Here is an 18,166-nt window from a genome sequence, read left to right as displayed (position 1 = left end):
GTAAAGAAATGAACAACTTGATAAGAGAAAAAATTTTTAGGATTTTATATAAATTAAAATTAGGTAAAATATTTGATGAAGATTTATTGTGGTATAGAAGAGGAAAATATAAATTAGGAATATCGCTATTGAATGCACTGAATAGTGATTCAAAATACTCATATATTGGCTATCAATATAATAAAGCAGAAGAGTTACAATGGATTCTAAAATTTTTAGAGAAAAATGTTCCTCAATATAAAAGATTTGATATTCGGATATATACAGTATTTATAAGTGATGTTAGAGCAGTAAAAAAAGATTGCAAGTATTATTTAGGTAAAAAAATTTTTTTGCCTAGTGAGAATCTGGAAATGTATATCAAGCATAAGAATTTATCAATAAATGATTATGGATGGTTAAGTATGATTAATTGGAGGATTAAATCATATTCTGATTATCTATTAAGAGATGTAGATTTGTCGTTAGGCTTTACAAAAATAAATAATGAAAAATATTTACGTTTTCCTGCTTGGATATATTATAAAAATTTTTTCCCCGCAGATGCTACCTATGCTACCATAAAAAAAATTGTGGAAAATGTTAATAGCTCAAGATCATTAAGAAAAAGAGAATGTATTTGTATTAATAATCATGATGCATTTGGATTAAGAACAAAAATAGCAGATGATTTAAATGGTATGTTTGATATAACATATGCAGGAAGGTGGAGAAACAATACTTCAGAGCTTTGGGACAAATATGGAAATGATAAATTAAAATATATGAATTTATTTAAGTTTAATATTTGCCCTGAAAATATGGACTCACCATACTATTGTACAGAAAAGATTTTTGATAGTTTTAGGGCTGGCTGTATACCAATTTATGCTGGGGCCTTAAATAATCCAGAACCGGATGTCATAAATAAAGATGCTGTTATTTTTTGGAATTTAGATGGAGATAATACAGATAATATCAAACTGATAAAAAAATTAAACACGGATGATAATTTTTATGACAAGTTTATGCAACAAGAAAAGCTCCTGCCTTCTGCTGCTGAATATGTGTATGACAGATTTATAAAATTAGAAAACAAATTCAAAGAAATTTTAGATGATTAATATTGTTTTCTTATTTCATTATTTACATACATTACATAAGAAAATACAAAGGTGATTAAAAAATATAAATGCGAACTTTAAATATTTTACGTAACAGCGCATATTCATTAATTTCATTTGCTTGTGTAGCATTATTAGGTATTTTTGTACGCAAATTTTTTACACAATATTTGCCTGTTGAATTGTTAGGCATAGAAGGCTTATTTAGTAATATTATCGCTATGCTATCGTTAGCGGAGCTTGGTGTTAGCGCAATTATCAGTTACAATCTATATCGAGAAATAGCTAAGGATAATAAAAAAGAAATCAACATATTAATGAGTTTGTATCGTTATGTTTATACAATAATTGGCAGTTTTATTGTTTGTATAGGTGTAGTTTTGTTTTTCTTCTTGCCGATAATTGTAAAAAATGCAAGTGTTTCTTGGCATTATGTACAGTTAGTATATGTAATACAAATTGCCACAGTTTTAAGTACTTATTTTTTAGCATATAAAAGAACATTGTTTGCAGCGAATCAAAAAGATTATATTTGTATAAAAATAGATATGGGATGTAAGATTCTCAATGGTTGTGTGCAAATTGCAGCTATTGTGTGTTTTAAAAACTATCTTTTATATGCGTTTTCCGCATTATTCTTTAATATTTTAGCCAATATTATAATCACTTGGAAAGCTAAAAAAACTTATCCATATCTTGAATCTGTAAAGGTAAGTCTGACGGATTTTCGTGAACGCAACTTTTTTATGGAAACTAAAAACTTTATGATCCATAAAATATCATATCTTTTCTATGGTGGGTTAGATATGGTCATAGTTACGAGTTTTTTAGGTTTGAAGGAAGCTGGTCTGTTATCTAATTATGTTTTGGTCCATATGGGGATATATGCGGTTTTGTATAAATGCTTTCAAGGCATTATTCCTAGTCTGGGTAATTTGGTGTATTCGGAAGATAAGGATAGAAGTATTTCCGTATATAATATGCTGGATTTAGCATATTATTTTTTTGGTAGCTATGTTTGTTGTGTATATACTATTGTTTTTCAACCATTCATAGGTTTATTTTTTGGAAAGCAGTTTCTTCTGCCTGATGAGTACATCGTTTTATTAGGAATAAGTGTATTTTTAGGGATGCAGTTTGAAAATGCTTGTAATTACAGGTCTACTCATGGAAATTTTGAAAATGATCGTTTATATATGCTTTTGTCAGCAATAAGTAAACTGATTGTGGCCGTTGTTTTTGCAAAATATTGGGGGATACAGGGTATTGTTTTAGGTACTATTGTAGGATTGGGTTTTATAATATATGGACGTATTCAGTTTGTATTCAGGATTATTTTGCAAATAAGCATGCGGAAATATTTAAGAAAACATTTGCTGTTCAGTTTATTAACAGGTATAGAAATAGTAGGGATAAAATATTTATTTGCATGGTTGGATTTTGAAATTACCTATGCAAATTTGCTTGTAGAATGTGTGTTGATTGGAATCATTATGATTGTTATACAATCTGTATTATTTTATAAAACAAAAGAATTCCAAGAACTATTGAGATATGCAAGTGAAATAGTGAATATTTTGAAGTCGAAATTAAAACATAGCTAGGAGTGTATTAGCGTGAAAACAGCACTTATAACAGGTATTACAGGCCAGGATGGATCGTATTTAGCAGAGTTTTTATTAGAAAAGGGCTATGAAGTACATGGTATTGTACGACGTGCATCGATTACCAATACTTCCCGTATAGATCATTTGCTAGCTGAAAAACAGATAACGCTCCATGATGGCGATCTTACAGATTCTTCCAGTCTTATAAGAATTATCAATTTAGTAAAGCCGGATGAAATATATAATTTGGCAGCGCAAAGCCATGTGCAGGTATCTTTTGATGTGCCGGAATATTCTGGTGATGTGGATGCTTTAGGGGTGCTACGTATCTTGGAAGCGGTACGTATTTTAGGAATGACTGAAACCTGTCGTATTTACCAGGCGTCTACCAGCGAATTGTACGGCAAAGTAGAAGAAGTGCCGCAGCGTGAAACAACGCCGTTCCATCCATATAGTCCTTACGCCGTAGCAAAGCAGTATGGTTTTTGGATCACAAAAGAGTATCGAGAAGCGTATGGGATGTTTGCGGTCAATGGTATTCTTTTTAACCATGAGTCGGAGCGTCGTGGCGAGAACTTTGTCACACGCAAAATAACTTTAGCTGTCAGCCGTATAGCCTGTGGCTTACAGGATCACTTGGAATTGGGTAATATGGATTCCCTGCGTGACTGGGGTTATGCTAAGGACTATGTAGAATGTATGTGGCTGATGCTGCAGCATGATACTCCGGAAGATTTTGTTATTGCTACCGGTGAGCAGCATACGGTAAGGGATTTCACGGAAAAAGCTTTTAAAGAAGTAGGTATTAATATTCGTTGGGAAGGCGAAGGAATCAACGAAAAAGGATATGATATTGCAAGCGGAAAAATGCTGGTTTGTGTTAACGAGCAGTGGTTCAGGCCTACGGATGTAGATAACCTGTGGGGCGATCCGACAAAAGCGCAAACAATTTTAGGTTGGAATCCGCAAAAAACTTCTTATGAAGAGTTAATAAAAATTATGGTCAAGCATGATTTGGAATTAGTGAAGCATAAAACGAAAGCTATATAAACTTAAATAATCTCTTTACATGGAGGATTGTGATAATGATAGTTAGAGACGCCTATTTTTCAGAAATATATGAATTGACTAAATTGGGAGAAGATATTGTTATTGTATCTGCTGATTTAGGAGCTCCAAGTTTAGATTTGTTTCGCAGAGATTTTCCACAGCGATTTATTAGTGTCGGTATTGCTGAACAGAATTTATTATCTGTAGCAGCAGGCATTGCTCTTGCTGGGAAAAAGGTAATTGCATTTGGATTAAATCCTTTCCCTGTGACAAGAGCGTTTGATCAGATGAGAAATTTATTGAATAATCTTCAAATACCCATAACTGTGGCTGCATTGAATTCAGGGAGTTGCAGTGCAGAATGTGGTTATACACATATGCCTATTGAGGATTTTGCTATGGTAAGGACTTTGCCTCATGTTTGCATGGTAAATCCTTCTGATGAAATTATTGCCAAAGAAGCAGCTAAAAAATTGTTAGGCAAAAAACCAGTGTTTTTGCGTTTTGACAAAAATATTAGTGGATATAGATATGACGAAGAGATAATTAATTTTTCACGTGGATTTGTAACAATAGGTTTAGAGTCAGAATTATCTATTATTACCAGTGGAAATATCAGAGCTTCTGTAGAAAATATATTACCTAAATTAAAGATGTTGGGTATAGATGTAAAGTTAATAGATGCTTATGCATTTCCATTTGATAAAAAGGAATTTATTGATGAAATTAAAAATAGCAGATATATTTTAACTATTGAAGATAACGTATTATCAGGTGGGTTAGGGTCTTTAGTTTTAGAGATATTATCAGACAATCATCTAAATATACCAATAAAAAGATTAGGTTTGTCATTTGGGAATAATTTGTCAGAATGTTTTATCAATCGTGATTTATGGTATGAGAAATTGGGTTTTAATGAAAAGCAACTATGTGAAACGATAAGAAAAAGTTATTTGGAGTTGAATAAATATGATAACAACAAAAAGAAAATATGAAGATTTATATGAATTTTCCTATAAAATGAGGAAACGGTTTTTAGAAATTTTTACAACAGTAGGTTTTGGTCATGTAACATCAGCTTTTTCCATGACGGAAATAGTTGTCGCATTATATAAGGAAATTTTACGCTATAACACAGCACGACCAGATTGGGCAGAGCGTGATCGGTTTGTACTAAGTAAGGGACATGGAGCGGGCATGTTATTTCCTATCTTTGAAGAAATAGGATTTTTCACAAAAGAAGAAATAAATGACATGGTTCGTATTGGCGGCAATTTTCATGAATTAAAAAAGTATTTCTATCCTGGGTTTGAATTTTATGGTGGTTCCTTAGGTCAGGGTCTTGGGATAGCAGCTGGATTGGCTACAGGAGCACGTTTAAATAGGGAAAATTGGCAAACATACTGCATATTAGGAGATGCAGAATGTTATGAGGGGTCTGTTTGGGAAGCAATATTATATGCAGGACATAATCGTCTGAACAATTTAGTAGCTATTGTTGATCGTAATGTTTTAGGATGTTCAGAGTTTACAGAAGATATGATTTCGTTAGAACCTTTTTCTGCAAAATGGCGAAGCTGTAACTGGAATGTAAAAAGTGTAGATGGACATTGCTATGAGGAATTGATATCGGTATTACAGGAGAGTCGATTGCATAGAACAGATAAACCGTTATGTATTATTGCGAACACCATAAAAGGTAAGGGGTTAGAGTATTTATATAATAAACCGTTAATGCATGGGTATATGCCGAAAGAAAAGGATGATATTGAGTTAGCGTTTAGAGAATTAAAAAGCTACTAAAAGGAAGGGATTGTTTTTGTGAAAGTTATTTACGAAGATATGGAATATCTTGCTGAAAAGCATTTAACATGTTTTTCGCAACTAGAAAATAAAAGAATTTTAATTACTGGATCAACTGGTATGATAATGTCGTATATGTCTGAATTTTTAGTTAGGTTAAATAAAAAGTATAAATTAAATATGATCATATATTTACAGGGGCGTAATAAAGAGAAACTATATAAAAAACACAGAGCGATATGTCTGGAGGAAAATGTATTTCTAGTTGATTTTGATATTTTGAATAAAATTCCAGATGATATCAGTTTTGATTATATTGTACATGGTGCTAGTCCTGCTGCTACAAAATATTTTTTGGAACAGCCAGTAGATACTATTTTGCCTAATGTTAACGGATTGATGAATATGTTGAATTACGCCAAGAATGTAAATTCGGGGGGGACAAAAGTAGTATTTTGTAGCTCTAATGTTATTTATGGCAAAGTTAATAGTGCTGCTATAACAGAAAATGATTATGGTATTATAGATATTTTAGGCGAACGTAGTTGTTATGTTGAATCTAAAAGAATGGGGGAACAATTATGCGTTGCTTATCATAGGCAATACGGGATTTTTGCTAATATAGTAAGGGTTCCGTATACTTATGGTCCAACATATGATTTAGAAATTGATCAGCGTGCTATTCCGCGTTTTATGCAGTGTTTGCTTGATAATAAAGATGTAGAGATGTTCCAAGATAATACAGTTATACAATATACGTATGTAGGAGATGTTATTTGTGGTATATTATATGCTTTGTTATATGGAAAACCTGGTAGCCAAGGTGCGTATAATATATGCTCAGAGAATAATATAAACATGTATGAATTTGTTGATTTGATGAGAAAAAACTGCCTTAACACTTCTAAAATAATCATAAAAGAAGAAAATTATTTTATAAAGAATAAGGAACTGAATTTCACAACGATTGATAATGAAAAGTTAAAAAAACTTGGATGGAAGGAAGAGTATGATTACTCATTCGGCATTAAGCAAATGATGAATGGCATTAGTGAAAGGTATAACAATGAATACTAAAGATAAGATTTATGTTGCTGGCCATACTGGAATGGTTGGTTCAGCTATTGTGCGGGAATTAAGAAAGCAGGGTTATACCAATATTATAACCAGAACTCATAAAGAATTAGATTTATGTAGGCAAAGTGAGGTGGAAGCTTTTTTTGCCAATGAAAAACCAGAATATGTATTTATTGCTGCAGCTAAGGTAGGCGGAATAAGAGAGAATATAGAGTGTCCCGCTGATTTACTTTATATAAATTTAATAATTAATGCTAATATTATGAAGGCTGCCCATACTACTGGTGTGAAAAAATTAATAGTTTTAGGTAGTTCGTGTATATATCCTGTTGATATTGGGCAGCCGATGACTGAAAAGGATTTTCTAAGTGGAAAGCCGGAACCTACTAACGAGGGATATGCTATTGGTAAGATTGCAGCCATTGAGTTATGCAAAATGTATAAACGACAATATAAGGATCCTTTTATTAGTTGTATGCCGACTAATATTTATGGTGAAAATGATAATTTTGATTTGAATGCTTCTCATGTGATTCCTGCAATGATTAGAAAATTCCATGAGGCGAAAGCAAATAAATTAGAAGAAATTATTCTCTGGGGAACGGGGACACCATTGAGAGAGTTTTTGTATGTTGATGATTTAGCAGCAGCATGTGTATTTCTAATGAATAATTATGAAGATGAAGAACATATTAATATAGGCACTGGCGAGGAAATATCTATTATGGATTTAGCTCATGTGATAAAGGATATAGTTGGGTATACTGGCACTTTATATTTTGACAATACTAAACCAGATGGAAGCTTGCGAAAACTATTAGATTCAAAGAAAATTCATGAATTAGGCTGGAAACATAAAACAAATTTGCTGGAAGGAATTACAGCGTCTTATAAATGGTTTTTAGAAAAGTATTAGGGTGAAAATGAAAGGTAAGTGGTTACAGTGAATAAAATAGGTGTTGGTTATGCGTTAATAACTGATTTAGAAAAAAAATATGTGAATATGGCATTGGATTCTGGGCGACTCTCGCCGGGACCATTTGTTCAGAAATTTGAGAAAAAATTTGCTGAAATGCACAAACAGAAATATGGTATTGCCTGTAATAGTGGAACGTCATCTTTACATGTTGCGTTAGAAGCACTGAAAGAAAAATATTCATGGGATCAAAATAGTGAAGTTTTAGTCCCAGCTATTACTTTTATAGCAACTTCTAATGCGGTTATGCATGCAGGAATGAAGCCTGTTTTTGTAGACGTAGACAGCAGAACTTATAATATTGACACTAAATTGATTGAAGAAAAAATTACTGAAAATACGGTCGCTATTATGCCAGTGCATACATTTGGGCAACCCTGTGAAATGGATTCTATTGTGAAAATAGCAACTAAATATGGATTGAAAATAGTTGAAGACTGTGCTGAGGCGCATTTTGCGGTTTACAAAGGACGGCCTGTAGCAAGTTTTAGTAATATAGCAGGATCCAGCACTTATGTTGCACATACTATTACAACTGGTATAGGTGGTGTTATTACAACTGATGATACGAATTTGGCAGAAATTGCACGTTCGCTTATAGCGCACGGTAGAGCATGTACCTGTGAAAATTGTATTGCGTATAATTCCAAGCAAGTATGCAAGTTAAGAATGCAGACTGAGATGGATAGACGTTTTATGATGATCAGACTTGGTTATAGCTATAGAATAGGAGAGTTAGAAGGCGCACTGGGTGTTGCCCAGTTGGAGAATAAGGATTTTATTATTAATACTCGAAAGGCCAACGCAAAAATTTTGACTGATGGTCTTAAAGATGTAGAGCAATATTTACAATTGCCATATTATCCGGAATATGTGGAACATTCTTTTATGATGTATCCATTAGTTATAAAGGATGACAAAGCATTTACAAGGAATGAAATAGTAAAATATCTGGAACAGAATAATATTGAGACAAGGCCTATGTTGCCATTACTGAATCAGCCGATTTATAAAGAAATTTTTGGAGACATAGAAAAAGATTATCCTGTTGCTCAGTGGATCAATAATAATGGCTTTTATGTTGGTTGTCATCACGGATTAAGTAAAGAAGAATTAAATATGATTATTAAAACGATTCATGCTTTCTTAGAAAATAGAATTAAGGACAAATAATATTATGAATATCGTTCTACTATCCGGTGGCAGCGGCAAAAGGCTGTGGCCGCTTTCCAATGATATACGTTCCAAACAATTTATAAAAATATTTAAGGGTGTAGACGGAGATTATGAGTCCATGCTGCAGCGTGTATACAGGCAGATACGTACAGTTGACGCTGTTGCGCCCATAACTGTTGCAACGTCTAAAACTCAGGTTTCAGCTATTTGTAATCAATTGGGCGACAATGTCAGCATTTCTGTTGAACCGTGTCGTAGAGACACTTTCCCGGCGATAGTTTTGGCTATCTGCTATCTGCATGATGTTTTAAAGATCAGTGCCGAAGAAACTATTGTTATTTGCCCGGTCGATCCTTATGTTGAAAACGAATATTTTGCTGCTTTAGAGGAATTAAGCAAGTTGGCAGAACAAGAAGAAACAGGGCTTGTTTTACTTGGTATCACGCCTACTTATCCCAGTGAAAAATATGGTTATATCCTTCCTGAAACAGATGCAGATGTCAGCAAAGTAAATACTTTTAAGGAAAAACCTGATGCACAGGCAGCGGCAGAATATATAAGCCAGGGCGCATTATGGAACGGCGGTGTTTTTGCCTGTAAACTGAAATATGTTTTAGAGAAAGCACATGCGCTGCTGGATTTTACTGATTATTATGATTTGTATGCCAAATATGAGACTCTGGCTAAAATCAGCTTTGACTATGCGGTAGTAGAACAGGAAAAAAATATCAAAGTCAAACGCTTTGGCGGAGCCTGGAAAGACCTTGGCACATGGAACACGTTGACAGAAGCGATGGAAGAACAGGCAATCGGGCAGGCGATAATGAACGACCAATGCCAGAATCTGCATGTTGTAAACGAGCTTGATGTGCCGGTTCTTTGCATGGGTCTCAAAGATATGGTAGTAGCTGCCAGTCCTGATGGTATTCTGGTAGCCGAAAAAGAGCAGTCCAGTTACATCAAGCCTTTTGTAGACGCCATAGATCAACAGGTGATGTTTGCTGAAAAATCCTGGGGCAGTTTCCGTGTTTTAGACGTAGGCGAAAACAGTCTGACAATCAAAGTGACCCTAAAAGCAGGCAACAAAATGAATTACCATAGTCACGAACGCCGGGACGAAGTCTGGACGATTATCTCCGGCAATGGTCGCACCATTGTTGATGGAATGGAGGAGCAGGTAACAGCAGGTGATGTGATAACAATGCAGGCCGGCTGCAGACATACGATCATTGCAGATAGCGAACTTGAAGTAATGGAAGTGCAGCTGGGCAGGGAGATAAGTGTCCATGACAAGCAAAAATTTGAATTGGAAGAATAGAAAAACAGTTTATAAGCCCCGGCCATTTTTATTGCAGCCTGCCTGCAAAGAAGCGCTTTGGGGCGGGCAGAAGTTGAAAGAACATTTCGGTAAACAGGCTGATTTGGATAACATTGCTGAAAGCTGGGAGTGCTCTACGCATCCGGAAGGACCGAGTACCGTAACTACAGGTGAGCATAAGGGCATGCTGCTGACGGAAGTTTTGCAAAAATACCCGGAGTATCTTGGGACTCATCCTCGCAGTAAAGGCGAACTGCCGATACTGGTAAAATTTATTGACGCCAGGCAAAAACTGTCTGTGCAGGTGCACCCGGATGATGAATATGCCAAACTTTATGAGCGTGGACAATTGGGCAAAACAGAAATGTGGTATGTGCTGGAAGCAGATAAAGACGCTGAACTTATTTACGGTTTTTACAGTGATATGGACAGTGTTGCTGTAAGGCAAAGTTTGGCAAATGGAACTATTGAGAAATATTTACAGAAAGTAAAAGTGCAGCAGGATGACGTATTTTATATTCCGGCAGGGACCGTGCACGGTATAGGCGCAGGTAATCTGATCGCCGAAGTGCAGGAAAGCTCTAATCTTACCTACAGGCTATATGATTATGACCGCACAGATAAGCAGGGACAAAAGCGTGAGCTGCATTTGGAAAAAGCATTGGCAGTTGCCGATCTAAAAGGGCAGCAGCCGCCGCGGCAGCCGCTGCGTGTACTGCGCTATACACCAGGCTGTGCGACAGAATTTTTGTGCCGCTGTAAATACTTCCAAGTTGAAAGATTGCTGCTTAATACGGAAGATAAAAAGAAATTGGCAGAATTATATACGGGGAGCAATTCTTTTCAGGCGTTGCTGTGTATAGATGGTGCAGGTCAGTTAGTTATGAGTGACGGTGAAAAGCTAACATATACCAAAGGAAGCTGCATTTTTATTCCGGCCAATGCAGGAAATTTGCAGTTATGTGGAAAAACTCAATTTTTAAAGATATCTTGCTGATTAATTTAGACTTATTCAAACCGTAATATTATTCAGACACCGCACTTTTCCAGTGCGGTGTTTTGCTATATAATAGAGCGGTAGTAAATATAAAAAATAGAGAGGTACTTATGCGTTTATTAGTTACCGGCGGGGCCGGGTTTATTGGCAGTAATTATATAAATTGGCATTTAGGAAAGTATCCGGCAGATGAAATTGTTTGCCTGGATAAGCTGACCTATGCTGCTAATATGGCGGCGCTGGCAGATGTCGTTAAATTAAATAATTTCACTTTCATCCAGGGCGATATTTGTGATGAGCAATTTGTAGAAATGTGTTTTGCGCAGTATAAGTTCGACGCAGTGATAAATTTTGCGGCAGAGAGCCATGTCGATACTTCTATTATTTCTCCAGCTATTTTTACTAAAACTAATGTCGAAGGTACAGGTGTGTTGTTAGATGCCTGTGTTAAATTTGCAGTAGAAAGATTCCATCAGATATCGACAGATGAAGTATATGGGGATAAACCGCTTGATTATGACTGGCGTGGGTTTACAGAAGAGTCTCCATTACAGCCTTCCAGTCCTTATGCTGCTTCAAAGGCAGCAGCTGATTTATTGTGCTTGGCGTATGCCAGGACATATGGTTTATATGTAACTATCAGCCGCAGTAGTAATAATTACGGCAAGTGGCAACACACCGAAAAACTTTTGCCTAAAATCATATCTTTAGCAGAGCATGGTCAAAAGGTACCTGTTTATGGTTCTGGACTAAATAAACGTGACTGGTTATATGTGCTGGATCATTGTGTTGCTGTTGATAAAATCATCAGACATGGAAAAGCAGGTCATATTTATAATGTTGCGGCCGGTACTGAGATGTCTAATCTGACCTTTATAAAATTAGTACTGAAAATTTTAGCCAAAGATGAAAATGCAATTGAATTTACAGAAGATAGAGCAGGGCATGATTTAAGATATCCTATGGATTGTGAAAAAATAAAAAATGAATTGGACTGGACTCCGCAATATGCTTTTAAAGAAGCGTTGGATGAAACTGTGGCCTGGTATAGAAGTAGAATGAAGTAGAATGTTGTAAAGCAGAGCATATGCTCTGCTTTTTTGTTAAAATTTTAATAGTTAAAATTTGCCACTGCTAACCTAAAAAGGTATAATAATATAATATAGATAATTTTGAGAGGCTGCCCATATGCAGTTTCAATTTTAATATGAGGTGTATTCAGTGACTGCAAAAACTTATGCAATTTTAAATTATGGCTGCCAGATGAACGAAAGTGACGCTGAGCATTATGCTGGGCAGTTGCAAGAGCTTGGCTATAAAGCCGCTGAGGATTTTCATGCTGCAGATGTTGTGGTAGTAAATACCTGTTGTGTGCGTGAGAGTGCGGAAAAGCGTATTTTAGGGAAAATTGGTGAATTGAAAGGGGTCAAAGCTAATCATCCGGGGCAGATAGTTTGTGTTGCCGGGTGTATGGCACAAAAAGATGGTGAGAAGCTTATAAAAAAACATCCGCAAATCGATTTGCTGATCGGCACGGCTCATGTCAACGGGTTTAAAGAAATACTTTCTGAGTATTTGTCTGAAAAGGGCGAACGTGTTTATAACAGTTTGGAAGTAAAAGAAAGCGAATTTGAGGGTGAGCGTATTCGTCAAAGCGGTTTTTCAGCCTGGATTCCTATTATGTATGGCTGCAATAATTTTTGTACGTATTGCATTGTTCCTTATGTACGTGGGCGTGAACGCAGCCGCAGTATAGAAAATATTGTAGACGAGGTTAGGCAGGCTGTTGCTAAGGGGTATAAAGAATTTACGCTGTTAGGGCAAAATGTAAATTCTTATGGGAAAGATTTTGGTGTGAAAGACCAGTTTGCTAAATTACTGCGCCGTGTAAATGAAATCCCTGGAGTGGAACGGATTCGCTATATGACGAGTCATCCGCGTGATATGCACGAAGATGTTATCAAAGCAGTTGCCGAATGTGAGCATATTTGCGAAAACTTTCATATCCCGTTTCAATCTGGCAGCAATAAAATTTTGAAAGCAATGAACCGCGGTTATACACGAGAAAAATATTTAGAGCTTGTAGCCATGATCAGACGTTATGTGCCTGAAGCTGCTATTACAACGGATATCATTGTCGGTTTTCCGGGTGAAACAGAAGCTGATTTTAATGATACGTTGAATTTAGTAAAAGAAGTTGGTTTTGATGCTGCGTTCACCTTTATTTATTCCAAGCGTTCTGGAACACCGGCTGCGGCGATGGAAGAACAGGTTCCGTTAGAGATAAAAAAAGCTAGGCTGAATTTATTGATGGAAGCCCAGAATATTTCAAGCTTGCAGCGTAATGAAGCCCTGGTTGGCAAAACACTGGAAGTTTTAGCTGAAGGGCCAAGCAATAATAATAATAAAGTATGGAGCGGAAGAACGCGTACAAATAAGCTGGTTTTATGGCCAGTCGAAGGTCGTGATTTTGAGCTGGGGGATAAAGTGCAGGTGCAAATTGAAACTGCGCAGACCTGGCTTTTGAAAGGGAAGGCGGTAGAATGACAACTGCTTATACGCCGATGGTGCAGCAGTACCTTGAAGTAAAGCGTCAGCATGAGGATGAATTGCTGTTTTTCCGTTTAGGCGATTTTTATGAAATGTTTTTTGAGGATGCGCTGACTGCCTCCAGAGAATTAAATATTACTTTGACTGGGCGTGCCGGCGGTATGGAAGAAAAGATACCGATGTGTGGTGTGCCTTATCATTCTGTAGATAATTATATTGCAAAACTGATCAAAAAAGGTTACCGCATCGCAATTTGTGAGCAGGTGGAAGACCCTAAAGCGGCTAAAGGGATAGTTGAACGCAAGGTTGTTAAGATCATTACACCGGGCACTGTCTTGAGTGAACAGCTTTTAGATGATAAGCACAACAGATATTTAGTCTTCCTGCAGGAGGATGGCAGTGAATTATGTCTTGCTGCTGCCGATATTTCTACCGGTGAATGCCAATGGTTCAGTGCTGCTGGTGAAGAGCGTTTAATGGCGATACAGGAACAATTGTTTCGCATTCAACCGGCAGAGTTAGTTGCGTATAGCGGTATTGTAAACTGGGAAAATTTAGCAGCTTGGATCAAAAGTAAAGTTCCAGAGTGTGCTGTTTCTGTATATCAGGAAGAAGAAGGTGCACCGCAGTATTTTGCGCAGCATTTTGGCAGTGATGATGTTGCCGATACTTTAGTACATGATACAGTAGAACATTTACTTCGTTATCTGCATGTGACCGTTAAAGCTGATTTGTCGCATATTAACAGCTTATCGCGCATAGCTAAAGAGCAGTTTATGAATTTGGATGCAACAGCTGTTAGAAATTTAGAACTTATAAAGAATATGCGTGATAGTTCTAAACGAGGTACATTATTAGATGTGCTTGATTTTACCTCTACTTCCATGGGTGCCCGTAAACTCAGGAATTGGATAGAATGTCCTTTGCTTGATTTATCACAGATAAGGTCAAGGCAGGAAGCGGTAGGAGAATTGCTGACAAATGTACAGATGCGCGGTAATCTGCAGGATAAATTAAAAGCAATTTTTGATTTGGAACGAATAGTTTCACGTATCGAAGTTGGCAGTGCTAATGCACGTGATCTGGTTTCATTGCGTTCTTCGCTGGCGGTGCTTCCAGAAATAAAAAGCTTACTAAGATATTGTAACAGTAAACTTTTACAGCAGTTATGCGAAGATGTACATTTGCATCAGGAGCTGTTTACTACTTTGCTGGTAGCAATTGTTGATGAGCCGCCCTTTTCCGTACGTGAGGGGGGCATGATCCGCAGCGGCTTTGATTTAGAGTTAGATGAACTGCATTCAATTGCCAGTGATAACAAAACATGGATGCAGAATTTTGAACTTAAGATTAAAGAAGAAACTGGTATCAAAACCTTAAAGGTTGGTTATAATAAAGTTTTTGGTTATTATATCGAGGTATCTAAAGGTCAAAGTGCAAATGTACCGGATTATTTTGTACGTAAGCAAACACTTGTAAATGCTGAACGGTATATTGTCCCGGAATTAAAAGATTTTGAGAATAAAATTTTAAGCGCTAAAGAAAAAATCGAACAGCTTGAATATTATATTTTTACACAGCTGCGCGAAAAAATAAGGTCTCAGATTATTCAAATGCAGGAAACTGCTCGTGCTTTGGCCAATATTGATGTTTTAGTATCGTTGGCGGAAGTAGCATTTAAATACAACTATGTGTGTCCGGAATTGAATAATCGCAGTGAAATAAAGATTTATGACGGTCGTCATCCTGTTGTAGAGCGTTTATTAGAACGTGAGATTTTCGTTCCTAATAATACAACCCTCAATAATAATGATGAACGTATGATTATTATTACAGGACCGAATATGGCAGGTAAATCGACCTATATGCGCCAAGTTGCTCTGCTGGTCTTGATGACACAGATGGGCAGCTTTATTCCCGCACGTCAGGCAACTATTTGCCCGGTAGATAAGATTTTTACCCGTGTAGGTGCCAGTGACGATTTGGCGACTGGTCAAAGTACATTCATGGTAGAAATGAATGAAGTTGCACAGATTCTCAGATACGCAACTAAAGACAGTTTGATTATTTTGGATGAGGTTGGACGTGGTACAAGTACTTTTGACGGTATGAGTATTGCACGTGCTGTCATGGAGTTTATTCATGAGAAAATAAAAGCAAAAACATTATTTGCTACACATTATCATCAGTTGATCGCGTTGGAAGACGTGATGAACGGAGTAAAAAACTATTCTGTGGCAGTTAAAGAACGTGGTAATGATATTGTCTTTTTGCGCAGAATCGTGCCTGGCGGTACTGACCGCAGTTATGGCGTACATGTGGCAAGGCTGGCAGGACTGCCTAAAAAGGTCATTGACAGGGCCCAGGATATTCTGGAAGAATATGATAATTGTGAAACTGCCTGCAGCGTTCAGATAACACCCAGGGCAGAAAAAGAAACAGCACCTATGGGATCATTGTTTGCCAGCAGTCTGCAGCAGCAGATTTTAAAAATGGATGTTATGGCGATGACGCCAATCGAAGCCTTGAATGCTTTGTATAAATTGCAGGATGAAGCAAAAAGGGAAGGCGGTGAATTATGAACGAACAAAAAGTGCAATTATTAGATCAAAATACAGCGAATCAGATCGCTGCCGGTGAAGTTGTTGAAAAACCTGCTTCTGTAGTAAAGGAGCTTGTAGAAAACTCTTTGGATGCAGGTGCAGATAACATCGAGGTCACTATTTTTGGCGGTGGTACAGAATATATTCGTGTTGTCGATAATGGCAGCGGTATGTCGGAAGAAAATGCAAAATTAGCAGTTTTAAGGCACGCTACAAGCAAAATCAGAGTTGCTGAAGACCTGCTGCATTTGAACACTTTAGGATTTCGCGGTGAAGCGTTGCCGAGTATTGCTTCTGTTAGTAACTTCCAGCTGCTGACACGTCCTGTTACTGAGGAGTTTGCTACTTCAATAAAAATTGAAGGCGGCGATCAGGCAGAATGTATTGCTACTGGCGGGCACACGGGCACGACGATCATTGTTGAAAATTTATTTTTTAATGTTCCGGCCAGGCGTAAATTTTTACGTACTGTACAGACTGAAAGCCGTTATATCAGTGAATTGATCACAAAACTGGCTTTATCGCGTCCAGATGTGCGTTTTAAGCTTGTCAGCAATGATAAAGAGGTTTTGAGTACGCCTGGAAACGGCGATTTGGTTGATACTGTTAAGGCACTATATGGTAAAAACGTTAGTGAGGAGCTTTTAACAGTTGATTTTGCCGACAGCGAAGTTAAGGTAAGAGGTTTTATTGGTAAACCTACTCTACTAAAAGGTACACGTCAATGGCAGACCTTGCTGGTAAACGGACGTATCATTACTAACAGAATGATTGCTAAAGCGATTGACCATGCCTATCAGTCTCAGATTCCGAAAAGCGGTTTCCCTTTTGCTGTTTTGAATATTACCGTTGATACTGAAAGTATTGATGTTAACGTACATCCTCAGAAGAGCGAAATTAAGTTCAGCGATGACAGTACTGTTTATAAAGCGATGTATAAAGCTTTGACTGATGCACTGACAAGGCCTATGAGCGCTAAACCTCAGGGCCTGGCATTATTGGATGATTCTGAACTGCAGGTATTCAAGTCTGCTGAAGCAGTTGTGGCAGCAACAGAACCATCGATAGTTGTTGAAACACCAGCCGTTGAAACTAAAGTGCCTGAGACAGAGTTGCCGGCTTTAAAAACAACTGAGACAAATATCAGTACAGCAAAGGCTGAGGTTTACTCGGCTTACAAGCCACAACAGCAAAGCGTTTGGAAAGAACCTGAATACACATACAGGCCTCCAAAAACGGAGCCTGTTTATACGATCAGTGAAACTCGTGATGTTTTTGACAAGCAGGATAACATTGCTTCTAATATTATCGACTTCACTGATACCGATAGTGGTGTTGATACGATTTGGCCATTGGGACAGATTGACAGAACTTTTATTGTTGCCCAATCTGATGATTCTTTGTTTTTGGTTGACCAGCATGCCGCGCATGAGCGCATTTTATACGATAAGCTTGTTGCGTCCCATAATGATATTCCGGCCCAGCAGATGTTGATTCCTTTATATATCGATGTTACTGCTCAGGATGTAAATTTGATAGAGGAACATCGGGAAGAATTTCTGCGCTTGGGTGTCGATATTGAGGCTGCAGGCGAATCTATGCTGCGCGTTTCAAGCTTGCCTTCAGATATTAAGGCTGATGATGCCGAGGACTTTGTGCGTGAAATTACTCAAATGCTGAGTGAATTAAGAACGATTAATCCCAGTGATTTGCGTCAGAATATTTTACATATGACTGCTTGCAAAGCAGCAATTAAAGCCGGTGAGGTGCTGAATATGCGGCAAATGCGACAGCTGATTATTGATCTTTGCAATACAGAGCATCCTTTTACTTGTCCTCACGGCAGACCGTGTATGGTTGAAATAAATTCTGCCGAGTTATACAAGATGTTTAAGCGAACTTAAAC

14 protein-coding genes are annotated in these 18,166 nt (G+C 37.1%); all 14 read left to right on the top strand.

Annotation, left to right across the window (positions count from 1 at the left end; all coding sequences use genetic code 11):
* Positions 1 to 8 precede the first annotated feature (8 nt).
* The 14 genes from PFJ30894_RS08565 (at position 9) to mutL (ending at position 18,164) form a co-directional block, all read left to right on the top strand.
* Entirely contained in the window at positions 9 to 1,103 is a 1,095-nt protein-coding gene (locus PFJ30894_RS08565; protein ID WP_125669577.1) for a glycosyltransferase family 10 domain-containing protein, read from the top strand.
* Positions 1,104 to 1,171: 68 nt separating this feature from the next.
* Complete coding sequence (locus PFJ30894_RS08560) at positions 1,172 to 2,707, top strand: lipopolysaccharide biosynthesis protein (RefSeq protein ID WP_125669576.1); 1,536 nt, start codon at positions 1,172 to 1,174, stop codon at positions 2,705 to 2,707.
* Between the two features lie 12 nt (positions 2,708 to 2,719).
* Complete coding sequence (gmd, locus tag PFJ30894_RS08555; RefSeq protein ID WP_197714927.1) at positions 2,720 to 3,760, top strand: GDP-mannose 4,6-dehydratase; 1,041 nt, start codon at positions 2,720 to 2,722, stop codon at positions 3,758 to 3,760.
* A gap of 35 nt (positions 3,761 to 3,795) precedes the next feature.
* Complete coding sequence (locus PFJ30894_RS08550; RefSeq protein ID WP_125669574.1) at positions 3,796 to 4,755, top strand: transketolase family protein; 960 nt, start codon at positions 3,796 to 3,798, stop codon at positions 4,753 to 4,755.
* On the top strand, positions 4,730 to 5,563 hold the full coding sequence (locus PFJ30894_RS08545; protein WP_125669573.1) for a transketolase: 834 nt from the start codon (positions 4,730 to 4,732) through the stop codon (positions 5,561 to 5,563). The genes PFJ30894_RS08550 and PFJ30894_RS08545 overlap by 26 nt, the downstream gene beginning before the upstream one ends.
* Positions 5,564 to 5,581: 18 nt before the next feature.
* On the top strand, positions 5,582 to 6,640 hold the full coding sequence (locus PFJ30894_RS08540) for an NAD-dependent epimerase/dehydratase family protein (protein ID WP_125669572.1): 1,059 nt from the start codon (positions 5,582 to 5,584) through the stop codon (positions 6,638 to 6,640).
* The gene (locus PFJ30894_RS08535; protein ID WP_125669571.1) at positions 6,630 to 7,556 is read left to right on the top strand and encodes a GDP-L-fucose synthase family protein; all 927 of its coding nucleotides are present in this window, start codon (positions 6,630 to 6,632) and stop codon (positions 7,554 to 7,556) included. The genes PFJ30894_RS08540 and PFJ30894_RS08535 overlap by 11 nt, the downstream gene beginning before the upstream one ends.
* 27 nt (positions 7,557 to 7,583) lie before the next feature.
* A complete protein-coding gene (locus PFJ30894_RS08530; protein WP_125669570.1) occupies positions 7,584 to 8,789 on the top strand; it encodes a DegT/DnrJ/EryC1/StrS family aminotransferase in 1,206 nt (401 codons plus the stop codon).
* 4 nt (positions 8,790 to 8,793) lie between these two features.
* Positions 8,794 to 10,110, top strand: coding sequence for a sugar phosphate nucleotidyltransferase (locus tag PFJ30894_RS08525; protein ID WP_125669569.1), 1,317 nt, complete (start codon positions 8,794 to 8,796; stop codon positions 10,108 to 10,110).
* A complete protein-coding gene (gene manA, locus PFJ30894_RS08520; protein ID WP_125669568.1) occupies positions 10,079 to 11,107 on the top strand; it encodes a mannose-6-phosphate isomerase, class I in 1,029 nt (342 codons plus the stop codon). The genes PFJ30894_RS08525 and manA overlap by 32 nt, the downstream gene beginning before the upstream one ends.
* Positions 11,108 to 11,217: 110 nt before the next feature.
* Positions 11,218 to 12,174 carry a dTDP-glucose 4,6-dehydratase gene (gene rfbB, locus PFJ30894_RS08515; protein WP_125669567.1) on the top strand — a complete coding sequence of 319 codons (957 nt, stop codon included), beginning with the start codon at positions 11,218 to 11,220 and terminating at the stop codon, positions 12,172 to 12,174.
* A 154-nt stretch (positions 12,175 to 12,328) separates the two neighbouring features.
* Positions 12,329 to 13,654 (top strand): tRNA (N6-isopentenyl adenosine(37)-C2)-methylthiotransferase MiaB, encoded by a 1,326-nt coding sequence (miaB, locus tag PFJ30894_RS08510; RefSeq protein ID WP_125669566.1) that lies wholly within the window; start codon positions 12,329 to 12,331, stop codon positions 13,652 to 13,654.
* Positions 13,651 to 16,239 (top strand): DNA mismatch repair protein MutS, encoded by a 2,589-nt coding sequence (gene mutS / locus PFJ30894_RS08505; RefSeq protein ID WP_125669565.1) that lies wholly within the window; start codon positions 13,651 to 13,653, stop codon positions 16,237 to 16,239. Before miaB ends, mutS begins: the two co-directional genes overlap by 4 nt.
* Positions 16,236 to 18,164 carry a DNA mismatch repair endonuclease MutL gene (gene mutL, locus PFJ30894_RS08500; RefSeq protein WP_125669564.1) on the top strand — a complete coding sequence of 643 codons (1,929 nt, stop codon included), beginning with the start codon at positions 16,236 to 16,238 and terminating at the stop codon, positions 18,162 to 18,164. Before mutS ends, mutL begins: the two co-directional genes overlap by 4 nt.
* Positions 18,165 to 18,166 lie beyond the last annotated feature (2 nt).

The sequence above is a fragment of the Phascolarctobacterium faecium genome (assembly GCF_003945365.1).
In the GTDB taxonomy this organism is placed as follows: Bacteria; Bacillota; Negativicutes; order Acidaminococcales; family Acidaminococcaceae; genus Phascolarctobacterium; species Phascolarctobacterium faecium.
This window is presented reverse-complemented; position numbering and strand designations above follow the sequence as displayed.